We start from the raw sequence: 21282 nt of genomic DNA on the forward strand, positions 1-21282 counted from the left end.
ATATTTTGTCGTATTAATTGCTAACTGCACAAATAGAAAAAAGCTATCTTCTACAAAAGATAGCTTTCATGATGCCGATGAAACCTTAAGCCCAATGACACCCAAAACAATAAAAAGAATACAAAATGCTTGAAATAAACTAATATGCTCTTTAAAAAAGTACACACTAATGATTGTAATAAGTAATGTTCCAACGCCAGACCAAATAGCATAAGCAATACTTAAATGAATCTTTTTCACAACGATGGCAAACACGCTGAAACAAATCCCATAAAACACGAAAATCAGTACACTTGGAACGAGCTTTGTTAAACCATTTGATAGTTTCATCGCAATTGTTCCAGCTACTTCAAAAATAATTGTAACAAGCAATAATAGCCAATATACCATACTAGAATCTCCTTCTCTGTTACCTTATAGAGATTCTAGTATACTACTTATAGTCCCAATGAAATATATTTAATTTCTAAATATTCCTCGATGCCGAAATGGCCTCCTTCACGACCGATACCACTTTCTTTAAATCCACCAAATGGTGCTTGTGCAACTGATGGAAGACCATCGTTTAGACCGATAATACCGTACTCTAACGCTTCACTAATTTGGAATGCTTGGCTAATGTCTTTCGTGAAAATATACGCAGCTAAACCGTATGGTGTATTGTTTGCACGTTCGATTACTTCATCAACTGTTTTAAATTTCGCAACTGGTGCCACTGGCCCAAATGTTTCTTCATTCATACAAAGCATCGTATCATTTGCCAACCCAATTACAGTCGGTTGAATGAAATGTCCCTCTAACTCTGCGACCTTTTGACCACCATATAAAACTGTTCCACCTTTTTGAATAGCATCTTCAATATGTTCTTGTACTTTTGAAACTGCATTCTCATCAATAAGTGGCCCGACAGTCGTTCCGTCACCGAAACCGTCTCCTACTTTCAACTGCCCTACTACCTTTTCGAACTTCTCTACAAATACTTCGTATACTTCTTCTTGAACGAATACTCGGTTTGTACATATACACGTTTGTCCTGCGTTACGGAATTTCGAACCAATCACCGCTTCTACTGCTTTATCTAAATCTGCATCATTCATTACGATAAACGGAGCGTGACCCCCTAACTCAAGCGAAACTTTTTTCATCGTTTGCGCCGCACTAGCCATTAACTCTTTCCCGATTTCCGTTGACCCTGTAAAGGACACTTTTCGAACGCGACTATCTTCCATCCATGTATCAGCAATTGCTTTTGCACTACCTGTTACGATATTGATTACGCCCTTTGGAATATCTGCTTCATGGGCTAATTCAGCTAATTTCAATGCAGTTAATGGCGTTTGACTCGCCGGTTTCACAACGGCTGTACAGCCTGCTGCAAGCGCTGGGGCTACCTTTCTCGTAATCATAGCTGCCGGGAAGTTCCAAGGTGTAATAGCTGCCATAACGCCAACTGGTTGCTTCGTAACTAAAATGCGCTTATTCGGATGAGAAGCAGGAATCATTTCACCATACACACGTTTCCCTTCTTCTGCATACCATTCAACAAAACTATTTGCATAATTTACTTCACCAAGCGCTTCTGCAAACGGCTTTCCTTGTTCCTTCGTCATAATCGCTGCGATCTCTTCTTTATTTTCATCAATAAGCGTAAACCACTTTTTTAACTTCGTGGCACGATCTGCTGCCGTTAACTTAGACCACGTTTTAAAAGCTTCATGTGCAGCATCAACAGCTTGCTTTGCCTCTGTTACTCCGCCTTTTGGTACAGTTGCAAATATTTCCTTCGTCGCAGGATTATTTACTTCAATTTGTTCTTGTAGTGTAATCCACTCACCATTTATATACATCGCCTTTTTATCTATACTTACGAAAGTCGCCTTTTTATCCAATGTTTTCTTCCTCCTCTATGAACTTCTTAATTTTCCTAGTAGCCGCAGATTGACTAATTTGCAAAAACTCAGCCACTTTATAACTTGATCCATACGTTTTATACGCTTTAAGAATTATATTTCTCTCTACCTCTTCCAGCATTTTATAAAGGCTTTGCCCCGATTGTTCAACTGCAGCCTCTTGCATAGAGAGTGGCAAATCCTCTACCGTTACAACATCATCAACAGTAATAACAATTCTCTCAATTACATTCTCTATTTCTCTATTGTTCCCTTCCCACGGATATCCAACAAACATTTGTAACGTACTCGGCGCTAGTTTCACATCACGTCCGTACTTTTTATTAAAGTGCTGCAAGTAATGATAAATAAGCGGCAAAATATCTTCTGTTCTTTCCCTAAGCGGGGGAATTGCAATTGGAATGACATTCAAACGATAGTATAAATCTTTCCGAAATGTTCCTTGTTTCACCATCTCGCTTAAATCTCTATTTGTTGCCGCCACAATTCGAACATCTACTTTTTTTAATTCTCTTCCGCCTATAGGACGAAATGTTTTTTCTTGCAATACTTGCAAAAGCTTCGCTTGAATTTCAAGCGGCATTTCACCGATTTCATCTAAAAAAAGAGTTCCTTTATGCGCGGATTCTAATAGTCCCTTTTTCCCTTCACGATTCGCACCTGTAAAAGATCCACCTGAATATCCAAAAAGCTCCGATTCAATTAAATTAGTTGGTAATGCCGCACAATTAATTTCATAGAAACTTTCATGCTTACGGTGACTCACTTCATGTAAATGGCGTACTAATCGACTTTTTCCTACTCCAGTCTCGCCTAAAACGAGAACAGTACTATCCACTACAGATACTTTTTTGATTGTATCGACTATTTTTTGCATAGCTAGACTTTTAAAAATAAGTCCTTCATGCTCATATGTTTCTCTTAATTCTTTTTTATATGTTTTTAGCTGATTATCCATTTCCTCTACCTTTTGACGTAATTGATAGAGTTCAGTAAGGTCGCGAGAATAACTAATCACTCTTCTTAAATTTCCCTCATCATCAAAAACAGGCCTTGTACGAACGTGTAAATACTCTCCTGATTTTGTAGTTTGAACGAGTTCAATTGGCCTCTTTTTTTCAATCACTTCTAATGTCGCTGATGGATAAAAGATTCCATCCTTTTGTAGTTCTTTTACATGCTTACCAACTAACTCTTCTGCAGCTAGTTGGTAGTGCCTTTCACATGTACTATTTACACGTACAACGATCCCTTGCTCATCTGTAACAAAAATTTCGTCAAACGCATATTCAAATACATCTTTTAAATCCATTAACACTCGTTCCTTTTCTGCAACCATCCTAGCCACCCCTAACTTCAAATCCATCGATCCACTTCACTACCTTTATTATAAAGTGAATTTTCTGCATTTAATACAGAGTCAGCTAGAATGTTTGCTATTTATACTTCAGTTTTTAAACGCGAGCGATGTTTGTTTGCTCATAACAAGCTTGCAATGATTCTTCAATTATTGTTAAACCTTCTTCAAGTTGCTCATCTGTAATAACTAAAGGCATTAACACACGGATAACATTTCCATATGTCCCTGCTGATAATAACAGTAACCCACGCTTATTTGCTTCTGCACATAGATTAGCCGTTAACGTTTTGTCAGGTGCTTTCGTCTTACGATCTTGAACGACCTCAAATGCACACATTGCGCCTAACCCACGCACATCACCGATGCAATGATATTTATTTTTCATCTCTTCGAATCGGTTCATTACGACTTTTCCTAATTCTATCGCTCTATCATTTAATTTCTCATTTTCTATTACATCGAGAACAGCTAATGCAGCCGCACATCCTAGTGGACTTCCTGCATACGTTCCACCAAGTTCACCTGGTGCAGACTCATTCATAATTTCTTTACGTCCAATGACACCACTTATCGGTACACCAGCACCTAATGATTTAGACACTGTAATTAAATCTGGAACGACATCATAGTGATCAATTGCAAAATATTTTCCTGTACGACTAAAGCCTGTTTGTATTTCATCCGCTACAAATAAGATGCCGTTCTCTGAACAAATGCGGCGTACTTCTTGAACAAATTTCTTACTTGGGACGATAAATCCACCTTCCCCTTGAACAGGTTCCATTACAACAGCTGCAATTGTTTCTGGTGCTACTTCCGATATGAAGAAGTTCTTAAACTCTTCAATAATAAAATCATCATACTGCTCTTCCGTTAATCCCTCTGGGCGACGGTATTCGTATGGAAATGGCGCTTTATATACTTCTGGAGCAAAGGGACCAAACCCAAATTTATATGGCTTCACTTTACTTGTCATCGTCATTGTCATTAATGTACGCCCGTGGAAACCTTTAGAAAATGCGATAATACCAGGTCTCTTCGTATATTTACGAGCGATTTTCACCGCGTTCTCAACTGCTTCTGCACCACTATTTAAAAACAGGACTTGCTTATCGAAACTTCCTGGTGCCAATGCCGCAAGCTTTTCTGCTAATTCAATATATGGCTCATACATCATGACGTTAAATCCAGTATGAATGTATTGATCGACTTGTTTATGGAGCGCTTCTTTAACCGTTGGATGACAATGCCCTACGTTAATTGTCCCGATTGCTCCTGCAAAATCAATGTACTGATTGCCATCAACATCTGTTACAAGAGCACCATTGGCAGATTGTACAAACGTTGGGATGCCGTTACTTACTCCTTTTGGTACTATATTTTGACGGCGTTCTAATAAAGATGCCGCTTTCGGTCCTGGAATTTGTTCATTTACTTTAGCAAATTTTTTTGTGTTCATTGCGTACCCCATCCTTTTCTTTACATTGTTTTCTCTTTTTATTGCAAAATATATGCCAACTTTCTTTTCTAGCATTTATCCTATATTCTTTGTATCCAGGCATAAAAAATAAGTCTATAAAGACTCATTAAGAGTCTTTATAGACTTATTTTCCTTACACATTAGACTTTTCTTTCTCCCAGAAAAACTCACCCGATTGAGAAATAAACTCTCCAACAGAATCTAACACTAAATCAGCAAGTGGTTCTAATGTTGGACGGTCTCCTGTACCAGATAGCACCCCAATTGCATAGCAATCGCCATTTTTAGCTAAATGTAAATCAGTTGGCGTATCTCCAACAATCGCAACCTCGCATGATTCTAAATTAAATTTCTCACAAAACACTTCTATAATCTTTTTATCTGGTTTTTGCGCAGGGAATGTATCCGAGGCTATAATATAATCAAAAAAGTTCTCCAACTTATATTGTTTTAAAAATAATTCTGTTGGTGCGAAATCATCCGCCGTGACAACCCCTAATATAAATCCTTTATCTTTTAATGCCTGTAACACTTTCGGTAAGTCTGCTGTCATTTTCATATGCGAACGATGCTCATACATAAGGGAAAATAACTTCTCACTTACCCACTGATGCATCTCTTCTTCTCTAGCAGACTCAATATAATTACAAAGCCCCTTCGCTACATCAAGGCTTGTTCCAGCAGCTATTGCACTCCTTGGATTAACAAATGCTCCCTCTACACCAATCTCTTCTAATAAGGTCTGCCGCATTGTACTTGGTAAATGATATAAACTTATACATTCAGCTACAAGTTCTTCAGCTACTTTTATCCATATTGAATGAAAATCCATTAATGTCCCATCTTTATCAAATAATATTGCTTTTACCTTCTCCATAGCATCCTACCTCTCATTTCTTATCTCTTCCAGTGTATCAATAAAGTATGGATGTAAAATAAAAGAATTGTAAAAATACCATAAAAATCAAACTAACTCCCAATTTACAATTCATTTTAACAAAGTAAAAAAGGATGCCTTTACAGGGCATCCTCTTGATGTTCAGGAACAAATAGTTCTAAACAATGATATATATTTTCGAATTCCATCGGTGCATCTCCACCATACTCACCATCTAAATTAATCATTAGTTTATCTGGTGAATGTACTTTAATTCGGTTCGCTTGTGTATATAACACTTTTGGATTATTAATATGTTCACCACGTTGTGCTTGTGTTGCTGCTTTAATTAAATCAGCGATAGAACCTTTTTTCAGTACTAATAGGTCAAATAACCCATCGTTAATAGATGCATACGGTGCTACCTTTTCAAATCCACCTACTGAACGAGTATTCGTAATTAAAAACATCGTAATTTCTTCTTGTAGTAACTTTCCATCATACTCAATTTCAACATATGTCGGATGCAATGATGGTAACATCTCGATACCTTTTAGGTAATAAGCAAGCTGCCCTAATACTGTCTTTAACTTACTCGGTACTTCGTATGTTAATTCTGTAATACGACCGCCACCAGCGATGTTAATAAAATATGTATCGTTCGCTCTACCAAGGTCTAATGGCACTGTTTTTCCTTCGCAAATAATATCTGCTGCCTCTTCAATAGAACGAGGTACACCAATTGCACGTGCAAAGTCATTTGTCGTTCCAACTGGAATAATTCCAAATTTCGGACGGAATTCATGCCCAACTAAACCGTTTACTACTTCATTTAATGTACCGTCGCCACCAGCCGCAATAACAACATCAAACTTACGATCCGCAGCTTGCCTCGCAGCCACAGTAGCGTCTCCAGGACCCGTTGTCGCATGACAAGATGTCTCATAGCCAGCTTGTTCTAATTTTTGTAATACTTCTGGTAAGCTCTTCTTAAATAGCTCACGCCCAGAAGTAGGATTATAAATAATTCTTGCTCGCTTCATCATTTATTAGCACAGGAAATTTCTTTATGTATCGAAAAAGAACATACTGAACTTCTATTCAGTATTCCCATGCCTACCTCCTCTCATCTTGCTATCCTTCTTTTATCCCGCTCAAACAGGCAGTAAGAACCCGATTCGTGTAGTCCATCAAAAGTAAATATTCATTTCAATGGTTTTTTATTTGACCCCAAAATTTATCCCGCTATTTGCGGGCAGTAAATGCCCGATTGGTGAGGGCTAATAATCAGCTTTGGATGAACCTCCCACTGATTAAAGTTTCACTTTATGTCTATCCATTCTTCCATAAAAATTTACATATAACGAATAATAACTATCTATTATTTCATGAGATGAAAAAAAACCTCTATGTTTAGATTTATCATTATTCCCACCTTTTTGCAACTATCATACCATAGTTGCTATACAAACATTTTTCCACTTTTGACAGTTAATCAAACGTTTGTTTAAACGATTTGTCTCATTTAAACAAACGTTTGATTAACCTAGAAAAACACCCATGTACGGGTGTTTTTCTGCTTAATCTTTAAAAGTTACTACTATTATCGCTTATTAATCTCTTCAAGTAAGATTTTGTTAACAAGCGGTGGATTTGCTTGTCCTTTTGTAGCTTTCATAATTTGACCAACTAAGAAGCCAATTGCACGGTCTTTACCGTTTTTAAAGTCTTCGATAGATTGCTCATTATTATCAAGAATTTCTGTTACAACTTTACGAAGTGTACCCTCGTCAGAAATTTGAACAAGACCTTTCGCTTTAACGATTTCTTCTGGGTCTCCACCTTTTTCAATTAATTCATTAAATACTTTCTTCGCGATTTTAGAAGAAATTGTACCTTTTTCAATTAATTGAACCATTTTAGATAAACCAGCAGGCGTTAATGCAACGTCTTTTAATTCTTTTTGTTGTTTGTTTAAGTATGCAAGTACTTCACCCATTAACCAGTTCGATGTTAATTTCGCATCAGCACCGTCTGCAACAGTTGCTTCAAAGAAATCAGACATCTCTTTCGTTAATGTTAACACGTGTGCATCATAAGCTGGTAAGCCTAGTTCTGCAACGTAGCGAGCTTTACGTGCATCTGGAAGTTCTGGAATAGAAGCTCGAACTGCTTCTTTCCACTCATCATCAATGTAAAGTTCAACTAAGTCTGGCTCCGGGAAGTAACGGTAATCGTCAGATCCTTCTTTCACACGCATTAAGATTGTTTTCTTCGTTGCTTCATCATAACGACGTGTTTCTTGTTGGATGATACCACCAGATAACAGTTCTTTTTCTTGGCGCACTTGCTCGTGCTCAAGACCTTTTTGTACGTAAGTGAATGAGTTTAAGTTTTTCAGTTCCGCTTTTGTACCGAACTTCTCTTGTCCAACTGGACGAAGAGAAATGTTCGCATCACAACGTAAGGAACCTTCTTCCATCTTACAATCAGATACACCAGTGTATTGAATGATTGATTTTAACTTCTCTAAGTATGCATATGCTTCTTCTGGCGTACGCATATCTGGCTCAGATACGATCTCGATTAAAGGCATACCTTGACGGTTGTAGTCTACTAATGAACCATCAGCTGTATGCGTTGATTTACCAGCATCTTCTTCTAAATGAAGACGTGTAATACCGATACGTTTCTTTTTACCGTCTACTTCGATTTCAATCCAACCATTTTCACCAATTGGCTTATCAAATTGAGAGATTTGGTAAGCTTTCGGGTTATCTGGATAGAAATAGTTTTTACGGTCAAACTTCGTTTCCGTTGCGATTTCACAGTTTAATGCCATTGCAGCTTTCATCGCAAAGTTAACTGCTTCTTTATTTAAAGTAGGAAGTACCCCTGGGTATCCTAAGTCAATTACACTTGTTTGTGTATTTGGCTCCGCTCCGAATTCTGTTGGACTCGCAGAGAAAATTTTCGAATTTGTTTTTAACTCAACGTGAACCTCTAAACCAATAATTGTTTCTAAATTCATCTATGCTCGCCTCCTTACAGACTTGCTTTTTTTGTATGATAGTCTGTTGCTTGCTCAAACGCATGTGCAACGCGGTAAATTGTCGCTTCATCGAAGTGTTTACCAATGATTTGTAGACCAAGTGGCATGTTGTTAGCACCGAATCCACATGGAACTGAAATCGCTGGAACACCCGCTAAGTTTACTGGGATTGTTAAAATGTCATTTGCATACATTGTCATTGGATCGTCAACTTTTTCTCCCACTTTAAATGCCGGAGTTGGTGTTGTTGGTCCAATAATAACATCATAGTTAGCAAATACGTTTTCAAAGTCGTTCTTAATTAATGTACGTACTTGTTGTGCTTTTTTGTAATATGCATCATAGTAACCAGAGCTAAGAGCAAATGTACCAAGCATAATACGACGTTTAACTTCATCACCGAAACCTTCACTACGTGTGTTTTTGTAAAGATCTAATAAGTTATTTACATTATCAGAACGAACACCGTAACGCACGCCATCAAAGCGTGAAAGGTTAGCAGATGCTTCAGAAGAAGATAGTAAGTAATACGTTGCTAGAGCGTATTTAGAGTGTGGAAGAGATACTTCCTCCCAAGTTGCGCCCATACCTTCTAATACTTTTAAAGCAGCTAGTACTGACTCACGAGCTTCTTCGCCAACACCTTCGCCTAAGTATTCTTTCGGTACAGCAATGCGTAAACCTTTAACATCGCCTGTTAAACCAGCTAAATAGTTTCCAACTTCAACGTTTGCAGAAGTTGCATCCATGCGGTCAATACCTGAAATAGCTTGTAATAAGTATGCATTGTCTTCTACTGTACGTGTAATCGGTCCGATTTGGTCAAGTGAAGATGCGAATGCTACTAATCCGTAACGAGATACGCGTCCGTAAGTTGGTTTTAAACCTACAACACCGCAATATGCAGCTGGCTGACGGATAGAACCACCCGTATCAGAACCTAGAGAGAATAGTACTTCTCCTGCTGCTACAGCTGCTGCAGAACCACCACTAGATCCGCCTGGAACGTAATCTAAGTTCCATGGGTTTTTCGTAGCGTAGAATCCTGAGTTTTCATTTGAAGAACCCATTGCGAACTCGTCCATGTTTAATTTACCGATTGTAATTGTGTCAGCAGCTTTTAGCTTTTGCACAACTGTCGCATCATAAATTGGATCGAAGTTTGCTAATATTTTGCTTGCACAAGTTGTACGAAGACCGTTAGTTACAATGTTATCTTTTACACCAATTGGCATACCGAATAATAAACCATTATCTTCAGCGCCGATTTTTGCATCTAATTCTTTCGCTTTTGCGCGTGCATTTTCTTCATCTAATGTAAGAAAGGCTTTTACGTTATCTTCAACATCCGCAATACGTTTGTAAGATTCTTCTACTAAATCCGTAACGGAAATTTCTTTGTTGTTTAACTTCTTATGTAACTCTGATACTGAATGATCAAATAATGACATCGAAATTCCCCTCCTCTATTCTAATACTGCTGGAACACGGATTTGATTATCTTTGTGATCCGGTGCATTTTTTAATACTTCTTCAACTGGTAAACCTTTTTCTGGTACATCTTCACGCATAACATTTTTCATAGTTAATACATGAGTTGTTGGTTTTACATCTGTTGTATCTAATTCATTTAACTGTTCTGCAAATGTAACAATTGCATCTAGTTGTTTTTGAAATTTTTCTGCTTCTTGATCAGTAATTGCAAGACGTGCTAAATGTGCTACGTGCTTTACATTCTCAACGGAAATTCTTGACACGGCTAGGCCACCTCCATAATATATCGTTCAATCTACAATACTATTGATGATACCAAATTTTCAGTACTTCAAGCAAGTCAACACAGAGTACTTACGCCATTTTTACATAAAAAAAGAAAGGCAAATGCCTTTCTTTACAATTTACTCTTTATCTAACGGTTTATTTTTTGGAAATCTCTCGTTATCTTCTTCATTATCACGAATTGTTTTTTGTAATACAAAACAAGACATCGTTAAAAATAATGTTCCAATTAAATAGTATCCTTTTACACTAAGCGTTTCATCTAACGTATAAATCCCAATTAGCATACCTGAAAGCGCACAAACAAATGAAGTCCATGCTAAAAATGTGAACGCTTGCGTATTACGTCTTCTCATCGTTCTCCCCCTCGTTAGCTGTATACCCATTATAGATAAGTATATTTACCATGATGGATTTTTATGTAAATTCTAGTTTTATATTTATAAATCTATCATAAAAGAATACTATTTTAAAGAAAGTTTTCTGTCTAATCTGAAAAAATAATTAAAATCATTGACAATTTTTTCTATTCTACATAAAATAAAAATAAATATTACGAACCTCGAAATATACGGGAGTGGAATTAATTGTTGCAATATGAACATTTTTTAGACTTACTGCTAGATAACGCCAAGAAACTTTTCTATCCTGAAGAATGGGTAAGCCTAGATTTAACACTTTCTAAAACAGAAGTATTTTGTTTACTTTGGATGGAACGAAATACAGATATTACAATGACGAAAATTGCTGACCTTCTTGATATACCGATGAGTACAACGACGGGCGTTGTAAATCGCCTTGTAAAAAAGGGATATATTGAGCGCTACCGTGATGAAAACGACCGACGTATTGTATTAATTCGGTTAACAGAAAACGGCGTAATGCTCGTTCAAGAAGTAAAACAAAATGCAGCCCACTACTTTAGCTTAGTGACAGAAGCATTGTCAGAAGAAGAAAAAGCATTCTTACTACAAATCTTCCAAAAGATTATGAATCACATTGCTACGTCACAGCAAAAAACAGAAGAAAAAGTTTCTACACCTAAAATGAAAAACATTCCGATTGAATAAAACCCTATCTGGGTTTTTATTCAATCATTTACTTCGACACTCGTAATATTCGATATTCGAAACAAAGGAGATATGAATGATGAGAATTATTTTGTATACAGGTAAAGGCGGCGTAGGAAAAACTAGCATTTCAGCAGCAACAGCAATTCAAAGCGCAAAACAAGGATTAAAAACTTTAGTCATGAGTACAGATCCCGCTCATAGTTTAGGAGATTCATTTGGTATAAAGCTATCTTCTGAGCCATTAGAAATTCGTGAAAATTTGTGGGCACAAGAAATTAATACGATTTATGAGATGGAAAAAGGATGGGGAAAATTACAGAAATATATTACACTACTCTTCACTTCCAAAGCAGCCGATGATATTACAACAGAAGAATTAACGATGTTTCCTGGTATGGAAGATTTAATTAGCTTACTTCGCGTACTCGATTATTATAAACAAAACACATATGATGTTATCATTATTGATTGTGCTCCAACAGGAGAAACATTAGCAATGCTAAGCTTTCCAGACATGCTCGGCTGGTGGATGGAAAAATTGTTTCCTATTAAAAGAAAAGTTTTAAAAGTCGTTCGTCCTGTAGCTCAACCACTCCTTGGTGTCCCTCTTCCAACCGATGATATTATGGACGAATTAACAAATACACTTGAACAGCTCGGAGAAATGAGAGATATTTTATCAAACCGAGAAGTAACAAGTATCCGCATCGTTGTAAATCCTGAAAAAATGGTCATTAAAGAAGCTCAGCGTAGCTTTACTTATTTAAATTTATACGATTATAACGTAGATGCCATTATGATTAATCGCGTCATCCCTAACACTGTCACCGATCCTTATTTTCAGGCATGGAAAGATACACAGAAGAAATATAAAACATTAATTCAAGATAGTTTTCAACCCCTTCCTATTTACGAAGCTCCAATGTTTGAACAAGAAGTTGTTGGTTTGTCTATGTTAGAACGTGTAGGAGATTCTTTATTTAAAACTGATCATTCCCCTACAGAAGTGAAATTTAACGGGCGCACTCAATATGTAAAAAAGGATGGCGATGAATATATTTTCGTTCTGTCCATTCCCTTCTCAAACAAAAGTGAACTTTCCTTAAATCAAAAAGGTGATGAACTTATTATTCGAGCGGGTTCTGTTAAACGGAACATCACGTTACCAAAAACATTAACACACCTTTCTATTCAAGGGGCAAAATTTGAAGAAGATATACTAAACATTCGGTTTGGAGGTGTAGTGCATGCATGAGGAACTACTACGAAGGGTAATTCGTACAAAAGTAAAAGTCGGGATGCATATATTAGAAGAGCTACCTAATCCAATCCAGCAATCAGCTAAGCAAATATTAAATATTTTGCAAGAGGAGCTAGCTGCTTATCCGAAAGAACGAGATCATCATGAAGTTAATTTAAAAAATATCATAATTGAATAACTATCTCTGTATAGAGGGCCTTTTTTAGGCTTTCTATACTTTATTGGAGTGATGTAAGTTGATGAAAAAGCATTCCACTACTATACTCTGGATCATTCCCTTATTATTTTTCATTCATAACCTTGAAGAAGCTTTCCAAATGCCACAATATCTTGCTAATCAATTTTCAATCCGTCTTATAACTAGCCAACAATTTTTCATTGCCATTTCCGTATTAACAATCTTTGTATTACTTATCGTCTTTCTATATCAACTTAACTTCTTGTCTTCTATATGCTGGATTATTTTTATACAAGGGGCCATCTTCTTCAACTCTGTTCAACATATTATTTTGTTTTTCATTTATCGCTCCTATAACCCCGGCGTCATATCAGCATTTTTCATTACTCTCTTTTCTATTTTCTTTTTTTTATCCAAAAAACACTTAATTCATCAAAAGCAATTCGTAATTACACTCCTTTTCAGCTTATTTTCTTATCCCATTATAATTTGGATTACCTTACTGTTCGCTAGCTATTTTCATTCATAAAAAAAGACCAGGAAAACTCCTGGTCCATTACTCTACTTAACAAACATTGGATTCTACGTTATACAAAATTGGAAGGTACAGAATTAGGGTTTGTTTGTTAAGTTTATATGTTGAACGAACTAACAGCGGAGGGGTTCCTTCTGTTAGTCCATTAAACCCAATAATTATTTTACGATTTTTTCAAGCTCCTCAAGTGAAAGATCTACTGAAATTGAACCATCATTTGTTTCTTTCTTAATTGCATCTGTTACTTCTTTTGAATGGTATAATTCAATTACTTTTTTCAGTGTTGGATCATCTTTATCTTTCGTACGAGCTGCGAAAATATTAATATAAGGCTTCGCATTTTCATTCTTTGGATCTTCTAAGAAAATAGGATCCTTCGCTGGATCTAATCCAGCTTGACCAGCAACACCGTTATTAATAACTGATGCCGCTACATCTTTTAACACACGAGGTGTTTGCTGTGCGATAACCGGTGTAATTTTTAATTTCTTCGGATTTTCAGCAATACCACTTGGATCTCCAAATAGACCAAAATCCTTTTTCAGCTTTAATAATCCAGCTGCATCAAGAAGTTTTAATGCACGTGCTTGGTTCGTTGGATCGTTTGGAATTGCAATTTCTGAACCATCTGGGATTTCATTTGATTTCTTATATTTTTCAGAGTATAAACCCATTGGTGCAATTTGTGTTGTACCAACAGCTGTAATATCTAACTTATGTTCCTTTTTAAATTGCTCTAAGAACGCAATATGCTGGAATGAGTTTAGTTCAATATCTCCATCAGCTAACGCTTTATTTGGCGTTGTGTAATCGGAGAACTCCACCAGTTTAATCTTAATCCCTTCTTTTTCAGCTTTTTTCTTCAAAATTTCCCAAGCGTCTCCATCCGTTCCAGTTACACCGACGCGAACTACTTTTTCTTTCGCTCCTGCACCCGTGTCTCCACTTGAGCAGCCGCTTAATGCTGAGACTCCTACAATCGCTGATAATGCAAATGCTAAAATTTTCTTCATTTTCTTTTCCTCTCTTCCTTTTTATGATCTGCGTAACAAGACTTTCGCAAAGTAATTCCCTAAATTTTGAGCTATCTGTACGAGAATAATAAGTAACACGACCGTTACGAACATAACTGATGTATCAAAACGTTGATAACCATATGTCATTGCTAAATCACCAAGACCGCCACCACCGACAAGCCCAGCAACTGCAGAAAATTCAATTAAACCAACTGTCATAAATGTGACACCTAAGATTAATGGTGCTAACGCTTCTGGTACAAGGATTTCAAAAACAATTCTAATTGGCGAGGCGCCCATTGCTTGCGCTGCTTCAATTACTCCTTTCGGAACGGAAACAAGGTTTGTTTCAACCATTCTAGCAATACCAATTGATGCGACTAAGGTCATCGGGAAAATTGCTGCTGCTGTTCCAATCGTCGTTCCGATAACACTTCTCGTTAGTGGACTTAACGCTACTAAAAAGATAATGAATGGTACCGGACGAATTGTATTAATTATGATGTTAAGAATAGAAAAGACCCATTTATTTTCTAAAAAGTTTCCTTTTCTCGTTACATATAAAAGTAAACCTAGCGGTATACCAAGAATTGTAGCAAATATAAGGGTTACAATTACCATTAAGAGGGTATCCCCCGTCGCATCTAGTATGCGCGGCCAAAATATACTCCAATCAACTCGCATGAGCTTCTACCTCCTTCAGCTTCACTTGCAGTCTTAGATGTTGTAATGCTTTTTGAATTTCCCTCTGCTCCCCTTGCAACTCTACAAGAAGATTTCCAAATAGCACATTTTGAAGTTCAATAATATTTCCGTACAGTACATTTACATCGACGTTATAGTTTTTTGCGATATATGATAGTACCGGCTGTCCTGTCTCCTCACCAGTAAATGTTAGACGATAAATTTGACCACCATTTTGAATTTTCGCTAGAACACTTTCCGGTAAATGATCATTAATGACAGAACGTACAAAGTTTTGAGTCGTCTTTGTTTTTGGTTGCGTGAAAACATCAAACAGTTTTCCTTCTTCAATAACTTTTCCCTTCTCCATTACAGCTACACGGTGACAAATTTCTTTCACAACATGCATTTCATGTGTAATAAGAAGAATTGTTAAATTGTATTCTCTATTTACTTTCTTTAATAAGTTTAGAATTTCTGTCGTTGTTTCTGGATCTAAGGCTGATGTTGCCTCATCACATATAAGAATATCTGGCGATGTCGCAAGTGCTCTAGCAATGCCCACACGTTGCTTTTGTCCACCTGATAGCTGCTCTGGGTAATAGTTTGCTTTATCTTCTAACCCTACAAACTTCAGCAGTTCATTTACTCTTTCTTTTATCTCATTCTTTGGTACTTTCGCTAACTTTAATGGATAAGCAATATTTCCAAATACTGTTCTTGAATTAAATAAATTAAAACTTTGAAAGATCATTCCGATTCTTTGTCTTAGTTTACGTAATTCTTTCGTCGATAATGATGTAATATCTTTATCATCTATTGAAATCGTTCCTGCCGTCGGTCTCTCTAACATATTTACTAGGCGTAATAACGTACTCTTTCCAGCGCCACTAAAACCGATAATGCCAAAAATTTCGCCTTTCTCAACTGATAATGTTACATCCTCTACCGCATGAACAGATTGCCCAGCTGATTCATACACTTTACTTACATTGTTAAAAGAAATCATTTTTTCCCCTCCTATATGCTGTAAAAACTTGAAGCAGAGCTTTCGAGGTAAAATAAAAAGTGCTCTCCTTCTTATCAACCATAAAGATAAGAAGGAGAGCACTTATATGTACTCATTCACATCTTCTCATCTTCCAAGCCTTTATATGGCTTGCTGGAGTTAGCACGGTATTAAAAAAACCCGTTGCTGAGGTATCGTAGGGCCAGTCCCTCCACCTCTCTGGATAAGAATGTATCGATTTAATTGTCGTTTAATTAATTCTCATTATAGAACTCAGAATAATAAGAGTCAATACATTTTTTAGAAAAATATTAATTATTCCTTTATTAAAATTTTCAGATGAAAATTCATGAGAAAATAGTAACTTTCAAGGTTATTTAAAATTCTTCTTCCTCATATTTTTAAACAGGAGAATCTTCTCTACGAATTGAATAAATTTATTTGAATATGAAACTCGGAGGAAGATAAATATATGAAAACAGCTCTTTTACTCATCGATATTCAAAACGATTATTTTCCAAATGGAAAGATGGAATTGCGTAATCCAGTAGAAGCAAGCGAATATGCTAATCAGTTATTACAACACTTTAGAACAAACAGCGAACCTATTTTTCATATCCAACACGTAGCTATAAAAGATGACGCTACTTTTTTCCTACCTAATACAGAAGGTGTACATATTCACGAAAGCGTACGTCCACTTAGAGAAGAAACAGTTATAGTCAAACATTATCCAAATAGCTTCCGAGAAACTAATCTTCTAGAGCAATTAAAACGTTTAAATATTGAACATGTCGTTGTATGTGGGATGATGACTCATATGTGTATCGATGCTACAGTAAGGGCTGCATTCGATTTTGGCTTTCAATGTACCGTTATACATGATGCTTGTGCTACAAAAGACCTGTCTTTTAAGAACGCTACTATACCAGCTGTTTACATTCACAATACAATTTTAGCTAGTTTAAATGGCGTATATGCAAATGTAATAAGCACGCAAGAATTTTTAGCTACATAAAAAAACACTCCTTTCAGTGAGCAAAACCGAAAGGAGTGTTCCTTGTCGAACCATAGATTTTCTTTCAAATTGTATTATACAGGAAATTCTAAAAATGAATACTAAAAAATATGACTAATAAGTCAACTTTTCTCATCATTTTATTTCTGTTCACATGTTTATCCCGCTATTAATAGGTTTTAGCTCATTCCCTTCGAACGATGGTAATATATAGGATTTCAATTTTAAAAGGAGCTCTTCACATTCTGTGAAGAGCTCCTCTACTATTTCTTATAAAGTTTCAGAAGTAGTTTTTGCTTGCATGTGAAGTGCTAAGTAATCAGGTCCACCAGCTTTAGAGTCTGTACCAGACATGTTAAAGCCACCGAATGGTTGGTAACCTACGATTGCACCAGTACATCCACGGTTGAAGTATAAGTTACCAACGTGGAAGTCTTCGCGTGCTTTTTCAATATGGTCACGGTTGTTAGTAATAACAGCACCTGTTAAACCGTATTCCGTATTATTTGCAATTGCAAGTGCATGATCGAAGTCTTTCGCTTTACAGAATGCTACTACTGGTCCGAAGATTTCTTCTTTCATTAAGCGAGCATCTTCTGCAACGTCAGCAACGATTGTTGGTTGGATGAACCAGCCTTTAGAATCGTCTCCTTCGCCACCTGCTAAGATTCTACCTTCTTCTTTACCAATTGCAACATAGCTCATTACTTTATCGAATGCAGCTTGGTCATTAACAGGACCCATGTTTGTACCTAATACTGCTGGGTTAGCAACTGTTAATTCTTTTGTTAATTCAACAGCACGATTTAATACATGATCATATACATCTTCATGGATTACTGCACGAGAACATGCAGAACATTTTTGTCCTGAGAATCCGAATGCTGATGCAACGATAGACTTAGCTGCTAATTCAAGATCTGCTTCTTTATCAACAACGATTGTATCTTTACCGCCCATTTCAGCGATAACGCGTTTTAACCAAATTTGTCCTGGGTTTACTTTCGCTGCACGCTCATAGATGCGGATACCTACATCACGAGATCCCGTGAAGCTTACGAAACGTGTACGAGGATGATCTACTAAGTAGTCACCAACTTCAGAACCGTTACCTGGAACGAAGTTTACTACGCCAGCTGGTAAGCCAGCTTCTTCTAATACTTCCATAAATTTCGCTGCTACTACAGGAGTTGTACTAGCTGGTTTTAGTAATACTGTGTTACCAGAAACTAAAGCAGCTGTTGTCATACCTGCCATAATTGCGAATGGGAAGTTCCAAGGAGAAATGATAACACCTACTCCTAATGGAATGTAAGAGAAACGATTATATTCAATTGGACGGCTTTCTACTGGAATACCGTCTTTTAATTTTAACATTTGACGACCATAATATTCCATAAAATCGATTGCTTCTGCTGTATCAGCATCTGCCTCATTCCATGGCTTACCTGCTTCTTTTACAAGAATAGCAGAGAATTCATGTTTTCTGCGACGAACGATTGCTGCAGCACGGAATAAAATATCTGCACGCATTTCTGGCTTTGATTTTCTCCAAGTTTGGAATGTTTCATCCGCTACTTGCATTGCTTTTTCAGCTAACTCACGGCTTGCTTTTGAAACACGACCAACAAGTTCCTCTTTATTTGCAGGGTTTACAGAAACAATTTTGTCTTCTGTAGTGATTTTTTCTCCCCCAATAATTAATGGATAGTCTTGTCCAAGATAAGATTCTACTTTCTTTAAACCTTCTTCAAACGCTAATTTGTTAGCCTCCACTGAAAAATCTGTAAATGGCTCATGTTTGTATGCTACTACCATTTTTTTTAGCCTCCCCTTAGAAAAACGTTTACATTTTACAACATTATTCTACACGATAATTTAGATTTATTCAAATATTCCTAGACTTATATTTTAAAAATTAATAAATTTTTAAAATATAATAAAAAAAAGAGATTCATACATGCGTATGAATCTACAAAATATGAGTATATTCCAAAACATTTTTCCCGATCAATAATATAGTAACTAATAAAAATAAAGTCCTTACATATCCAACACCTTTTTGAACCGCAAACTTCGATCCAAAATAAGCACCTAAGATCATTGATAATCCCATGATAATACCGTATTCAAAATGAATTATATCTAAAAATAAAAAAGTAATTAAAGATACAATATTACTAACAAAGTTCAAAAGTTTTCCAGATGCTGCCGCTTGAATAAAATCCAGGCCAATTAATAAAAATGCAAAAATTAAAAACGACCCTGTCCCTGGTCCAAAAAATCCATCATAAAATCCTATCATTAAAATAGCAAAGAAAAATATTAATGTTTTTCTTTGCGTCATCTTCTTATAGGTAGACACACTTCCCCAATTCTTTTTTGCAATAATATAAATAGCAATAAATACCAACATTACAAGTACTAATGGGCGTAAAATATCCGGTGGAATAAATTTTACTACTAAAGCACCTGCAACAGCTCCAACAATAGTTAACGGGATTAACTTTCCTACAATTTTAAAATCAACTTTTCCTGATCGAATGAAATACATCGCACTCGTAAACGTCCCCATTGTTGCCGCTAATTTATTCGTTGCAATTGCCGAAGCTGGCGATAAGCCAACAAACATAAGTGCAGGAAGCGAAATTAACCCTCCTCCTCCAACAACGGAATCAATAAAAGCTGCTAAAAAACCGAATGCAATTAATAAAATAATGACTTGAAAACTTAATTCTTCCATGAGCTTTACCCCTTACCCCTATTTTTTACAACATTTTAAATTATAACAAAATTACATAAGAAAAAAAGCTGTTCCATAGAGGAACAGCCTTCATATTTAATCTAAAATCTTCACAAGTGGTTCATCTTGTTTTGCTTCACGTATAATAATAGCTTCTGGGCGTTCTACAGATTTAATCGTTACTTGTACTTTCATATAATTCGGGAAGTATTCCATAACAAGCCCTGCCACATATTGTGTAAAACCAACTATTTCAGCTTTTCCATTAAACTGGACAGGAATATCAAGCTTCATTTCTCTTAATTCATCATCTCTATACATACCAGTACCAATAACAGCTGTATAATCGCCTTGGAAATAATCGCTTAGTTTTGCCTTAAAGTTGGATACTCTTGCAAGGTCTTCACGTTTATTATCTGTTTTCGCTTGCTCTGATGGGAACAAATAATATTTTTCATTAATTTGTTTCCAATCTTCAACCGTTTCACTACCTTTTTCGGCATTTGCATAAGAAACAAAATTACCTGGCACGAGCGAAGACTTTGGAGCTTGGCGATAAATCGCAAATGTTATTGGAATATTTTTGGTTTCAGGTTCTTTTTGATGTATGACTTTCAAAATTTCTTGCGCCATTTTTTTCCCTTCAGCTAACATCTTTTCATCCGGGATTGCAGCTTCACGTGGATAACCATGCTCTTCGTTAAAATATTGAACAGAATTCATCGCTAATCCAACTACCATACCAACGCGTTCCTCGCCGTTATCGCCTTTTTTCACATAATAATCATGCTCTAAAATATTCGAAATATATATTGGATTTTTTTTATTTTTCACTTCTAGTGATTCGGATCCTGTTCCTAATGCAGGGTTTAATCCTATATTAGGAAATTTAACTGCATCTTTTTTTAATTTGTCCTCTAGTTCCTTTTGTTCAGCATCTGTACGTTTTCTTTTAACAAGCATCTGTATAGTTTGAGTATCTAGAGCTTTTCCGCCTTTTAAAAAATTATCTTTCGTACTAAATGATTCTTTTGCAATTCGCATTAACCCTGTTTCAAATTCATCTATATCAAGACGACTATTTAACCCTTGCACGACTAAACCACGTGCCTTTCCACCATCAAATGGAATAGTCGTCTTATAATATTCATCCGAAATAGCGTATTTTGGAACAACTGATTGTTCTTTTGCTTTCCCCGATTTCTCAGCCACTTTTTCATCTTTGTCGGCACCTGCACTACACCCACTTACAAGTAGGCCAAGGCTTAATACCGCTAATGCTATTTTTTTCATGGTAAGTTTGCACC

The 21282-nt window shown here is 36.3% G+C and carries 20 protein-coding genes, 1 pseudogene and 1 riboswitch; of the genes and pseudogenes, 5 read left to right on the forward strand and 16 right to left on the reverse strand.

The genetic code is table 11. The annotated features are described in order from the left end of the window. Nucleotides 1–66 precede the first annotated feature (66 nt). The 10 genes from DN404_RS02165 to DN404_RS02210 form a co-directional block, all read right to left on the reverse strand. Complete coding sequence (locus DN404_RS02165; RefSeq protein WP_000263262.1) at nucleotides 67–390, reverse strand: DMT family transporter; 324 nt, start codon at nucleotides 388–390, stop codon at nucleotides 67–69. Between the two features lie 47 nt (nucleotides 391–437). Then, nucleotides 438–1889 (reverse strand): NADP-dependent succinate-semialdehyde dehydrogenase, encoded by a 1452-nt coding sequence (gene gabD / locus DN404_RS02170; protein WP_149214686.1) that lies wholly within the window; start codon nucleotides 1887–1889, stop codon nucleotides 438–440. Continuing rightward, nucleotides 1882–3249 carry a sigma-54 interaction domain-containing protein gene (locus DN404_RS02175; RefSeq protein WP_000225136.1) on the reverse strand — a complete coding sequence of 456 codons (1368 nt, stop codon included), beginning with the start codon at nucleotides 3247–3249 and terminating at the stop codon, nucleotides 1882–1884. Before DN404_RS02175 ends, gabD begins: the two co-directional genes overlap by 8 nt. Before the next feature lie 115 nt (nucleotides 3250–3364). Continuing rightward, the gene (gene gabT / locus DN404_RS02180; protein WP_001093019.1) at nucleotides 3365–4729 is read right to left on the reverse strand and encodes a 4-aminobutyrate--2-oxoglutarate transaminase; all 1365 of its coding nucleotides are present in this window, start codon (nucleotides 4727–4729) and stop codon (nucleotides 3365–3367) included. Between the two features lie 154 nt (nucleotides 4730–4883). Beyond that, complete coding sequence (locus DN404_RS02185) at nucleotides 4884–5627, reverse strand: HAD family hydrolase (protein ID WP_149214687.1); 744 nt, start codon at nucleotides 5625–5627, stop codon at nucleotides 4884–4886. Between the two features lie 140 nt (nucleotides 5628–5767). Then, entirely contained in the window at nucleotides 5768–6673 is a 906-nt protein-coding gene (locus tag DN404_RS02190) for a diacylglycerol kinase (protein WP_000977679.1), read from the reverse strand. A gap of 557 nt (nucleotides 6674–7230) precedes the next feature. Then, nucleotides 7231–8658 carry an Asp-tRNA(Asn)/Glu-tRNA(Gln) amidotransferase subunit GatB gene (gatB, locus tag DN404_RS02195; RefSeq protein ID WP_001047685.1) on the reverse strand — a complete coding sequence of 476 codons (1428 nt, stop codon included), beginning with the start codon at nucleotides 8656–8658 and terminating at the stop codon, nucleotides 7231–7233. Nucleotides 8659–8672: 14 nt separating this feature from the next. Further along, complete coding sequence (gene gatA, locus DN404_RS02200; protein ID WP_000051433.1) at nucleotides 8673–10130, reverse strand: Asp-tRNA(Asn)/Glu-tRNA(Gln) amidotransferase subunit GatA; 1458 nt, start codon at nucleotides 10128–10130, stop codon at nucleotides 8673–8675. Nucleotides 10131–10145: 15 nt separating this feature from the next. After that, the gene (gene gatC / locus DN404_RS02205; protein ID WP_000086999.1) at nucleotides 10146–10436 is read right to left on the reverse strand and encodes an Asp-tRNA(Asn)/Glu-tRNA(Gln) amidotransferase subunit GatC; all 291 of its coding nucleotides are present in this window, start codon (nucleotides 10434–10436) and stop codon (nucleotides 10146–10148) included. A gap of 141 nt (nucleotides 10437–10577) precedes the next feature. Continuing rightward, on the reverse strand, nucleotides 10578–10814 hold the full coding sequence (locus DN404_RS02210) for a YiaA/YiaB family inner membrane protein (protein ID WP_001254393.1): 237 nt from the start codon (nucleotides 10812–10814) through the stop codon (nucleotides 10578–10580). A 231-nt stretch (nucleotides 10815–11045) separates the two neighbouring features. On the opposite strand from DN404_RS02210, the gene DN404_RS02215 reads away from it, so the two are divergent. From DN404_RS02215 to DN404_RS02230, 4 genes are all read left to right on the forward strand, one after another. After that, nucleotides 11046–11528 (forward strand): MarR family winged helix-turn-helix transcriptional regulator, encoded by a 483-nt coding sequence (locus DN404_RS02215; RefSeq protein ID WP_000942482.1) that lies wholly within the window; start codon nucleotides 11046–11048, stop codon nucleotides 11526–11528. A 76-nt stretch (nucleotides 11529–11604) separates the two neighbouring features. Next, the gene (locus DN404_RS02220) at nucleotides 11605–12786 is read left to right on the forward strand and encodes an ArsA family ATPase (protein ID WP_002023162.1); all 1182 of its coding nucleotides are present in this window, start codon (nucleotides 11605–11607) and stop codon (nucleotides 12784–12786) included. Continuing rightward, nucleotides 12779–12970 carry a DUF3926 domain-containing protein gene (locus DN404_RS02225; RefSeq protein ID WP_000544106.1) on the forward strand — a complete coding sequence of 64 codons (192 nt, stop codon included), beginning with the start codon at nucleotides 12779–12781 and terminating at the stop codon, nucleotides 12968–12970. Before DN404_RS02220 ends, DN404_RS02225 begins: the two co-directional genes overlap by 8 nt. Nucleotides 12971–13031: 61 nt before the next feature. Next, a complete protein-coding gene (locus tag DN404_RS02230; protein ID WP_002182395.1) occupies nucleotides 13032–13499 on the forward strand; it encodes an HXXEE domain-containing protein in 468 nt (155 codons plus the stop codon). 164 nt (nucleotides 13500–13663) lie between these two features. Here DN404_RS02230 and DN404_RS02235 read toward each other — a convergent pair whose 3' ends face one another. The 3 genes from DN404_RS02235 to DN404_RS02245 are packed head-to-tail and all read right to left on the reverse strand — an operon-like array spanning nucleotide 13664 to nucleotide 16214. Next, nucleotides 13664–14518 (reverse strand): MetQ/NlpA family ABC transporter substrate-binding protein, encoded by an 855-nt coding sequence (locus DN404_RS02235; RefSeq protein WP_000721599.1) that lies wholly within the window; start codon nucleotides 14516–14518, stop codon nucleotides 13664–13666. A 21-nt stretch (nucleotides 14519–14539) separates the two neighbouring features. Beyond that, on the reverse strand, nucleotides 14540–15205 hold the full coding sequence (locus DN404_RS02240; protein ID WP_001261865.1) for a methionine ABC transporter permease: 666 nt from the start codon (nucleotides 15203–15205) through the stop codon (nucleotides 14540–14542). Next, nucleotides 15195–16214 (reverse strand): methionine ABC transporter ATP-binding protein, encoded by a 1020-nt coding sequence (locus tag DN404_RS02245; protein WP_149214688.1) that lies wholly within the window; start codon nucleotides 16212–16214, stop codon nucleotides 15195–15197. Before DN404_RS02245 ends, DN404_RS02240 begins: the two co-directional genes overlap by 11 nt. A gap of 123 nt (nucleotides 16215–16337) precedes the next feature. Beyond that, nucleotides 16338–16444: riboswitch (SAM riboswitch) on the reverse strand. Nucleotides 16445–16686: 242 nt separating this feature from the next. On the opposite strand from DN404_RS02245, the pseudogene DN404_RS02250 reads away from it, so the two are divergent. Further along, nucleotides 16687–17252: pseudogene (locus DN404_RS02250) on the forward strand (cysteine hydrolase family protein). 250 nt (nucleotides 17253–17502) lie between these two features. On the opposite strand, the gene pruA reads toward DN404_RS02250, so the two are convergent. The 3 genes from pruA to DN404_RS02265 form a co-directional block, all read right to left on the reverse strand. Further along, on the reverse strand, nucleotides 17503–19050 hold the full coding sequence (pruA, locus tag DN404_RS02255) for an L-glutamate gamma-semialdehyde dehydrogenase (protein ID WP_000259555.1): 1548 nt from the start codon (nucleotides 19048–19050) through the stop codon (nucleotides 17503–17505). A 154-nt stretch (nucleotides 19051–19204) separates the two neighbouring features. Then, nucleotides 19205–19975: a TSUP family transporter gene (locus DN404_RS02260; protein WP_000391974.1), complete on the reverse strand. Its 771-nt coding sequence runs from the start codon at nucleotides 19973–19975 to the stop codon at nucleotides 19205–19207. Nucleotides 19976–20071: 96 nt separating this feature from the next. Next, nucleotides 20072–21268 (reverse strand): CamS family sex pheromone protein, encoded by a 1197-nt coding sequence (locus tag DN404_RS02265; protein WP_000717028.1) that lies wholly within the window; start codon nucleotides 21266–21268, stop codon nucleotides 20072–20074. Nucleotides 21269–21282 lie beyond the last annotated feature (14 nt).

The organism is Bacillus sp. TE8-1 (assembly GCF_008368855.1).
GTDB lineage: Bacteria > Bacillota > Bacilli > Bacillales > Bacillaceae_G > Bacillus_A > Bacillus_A cereus.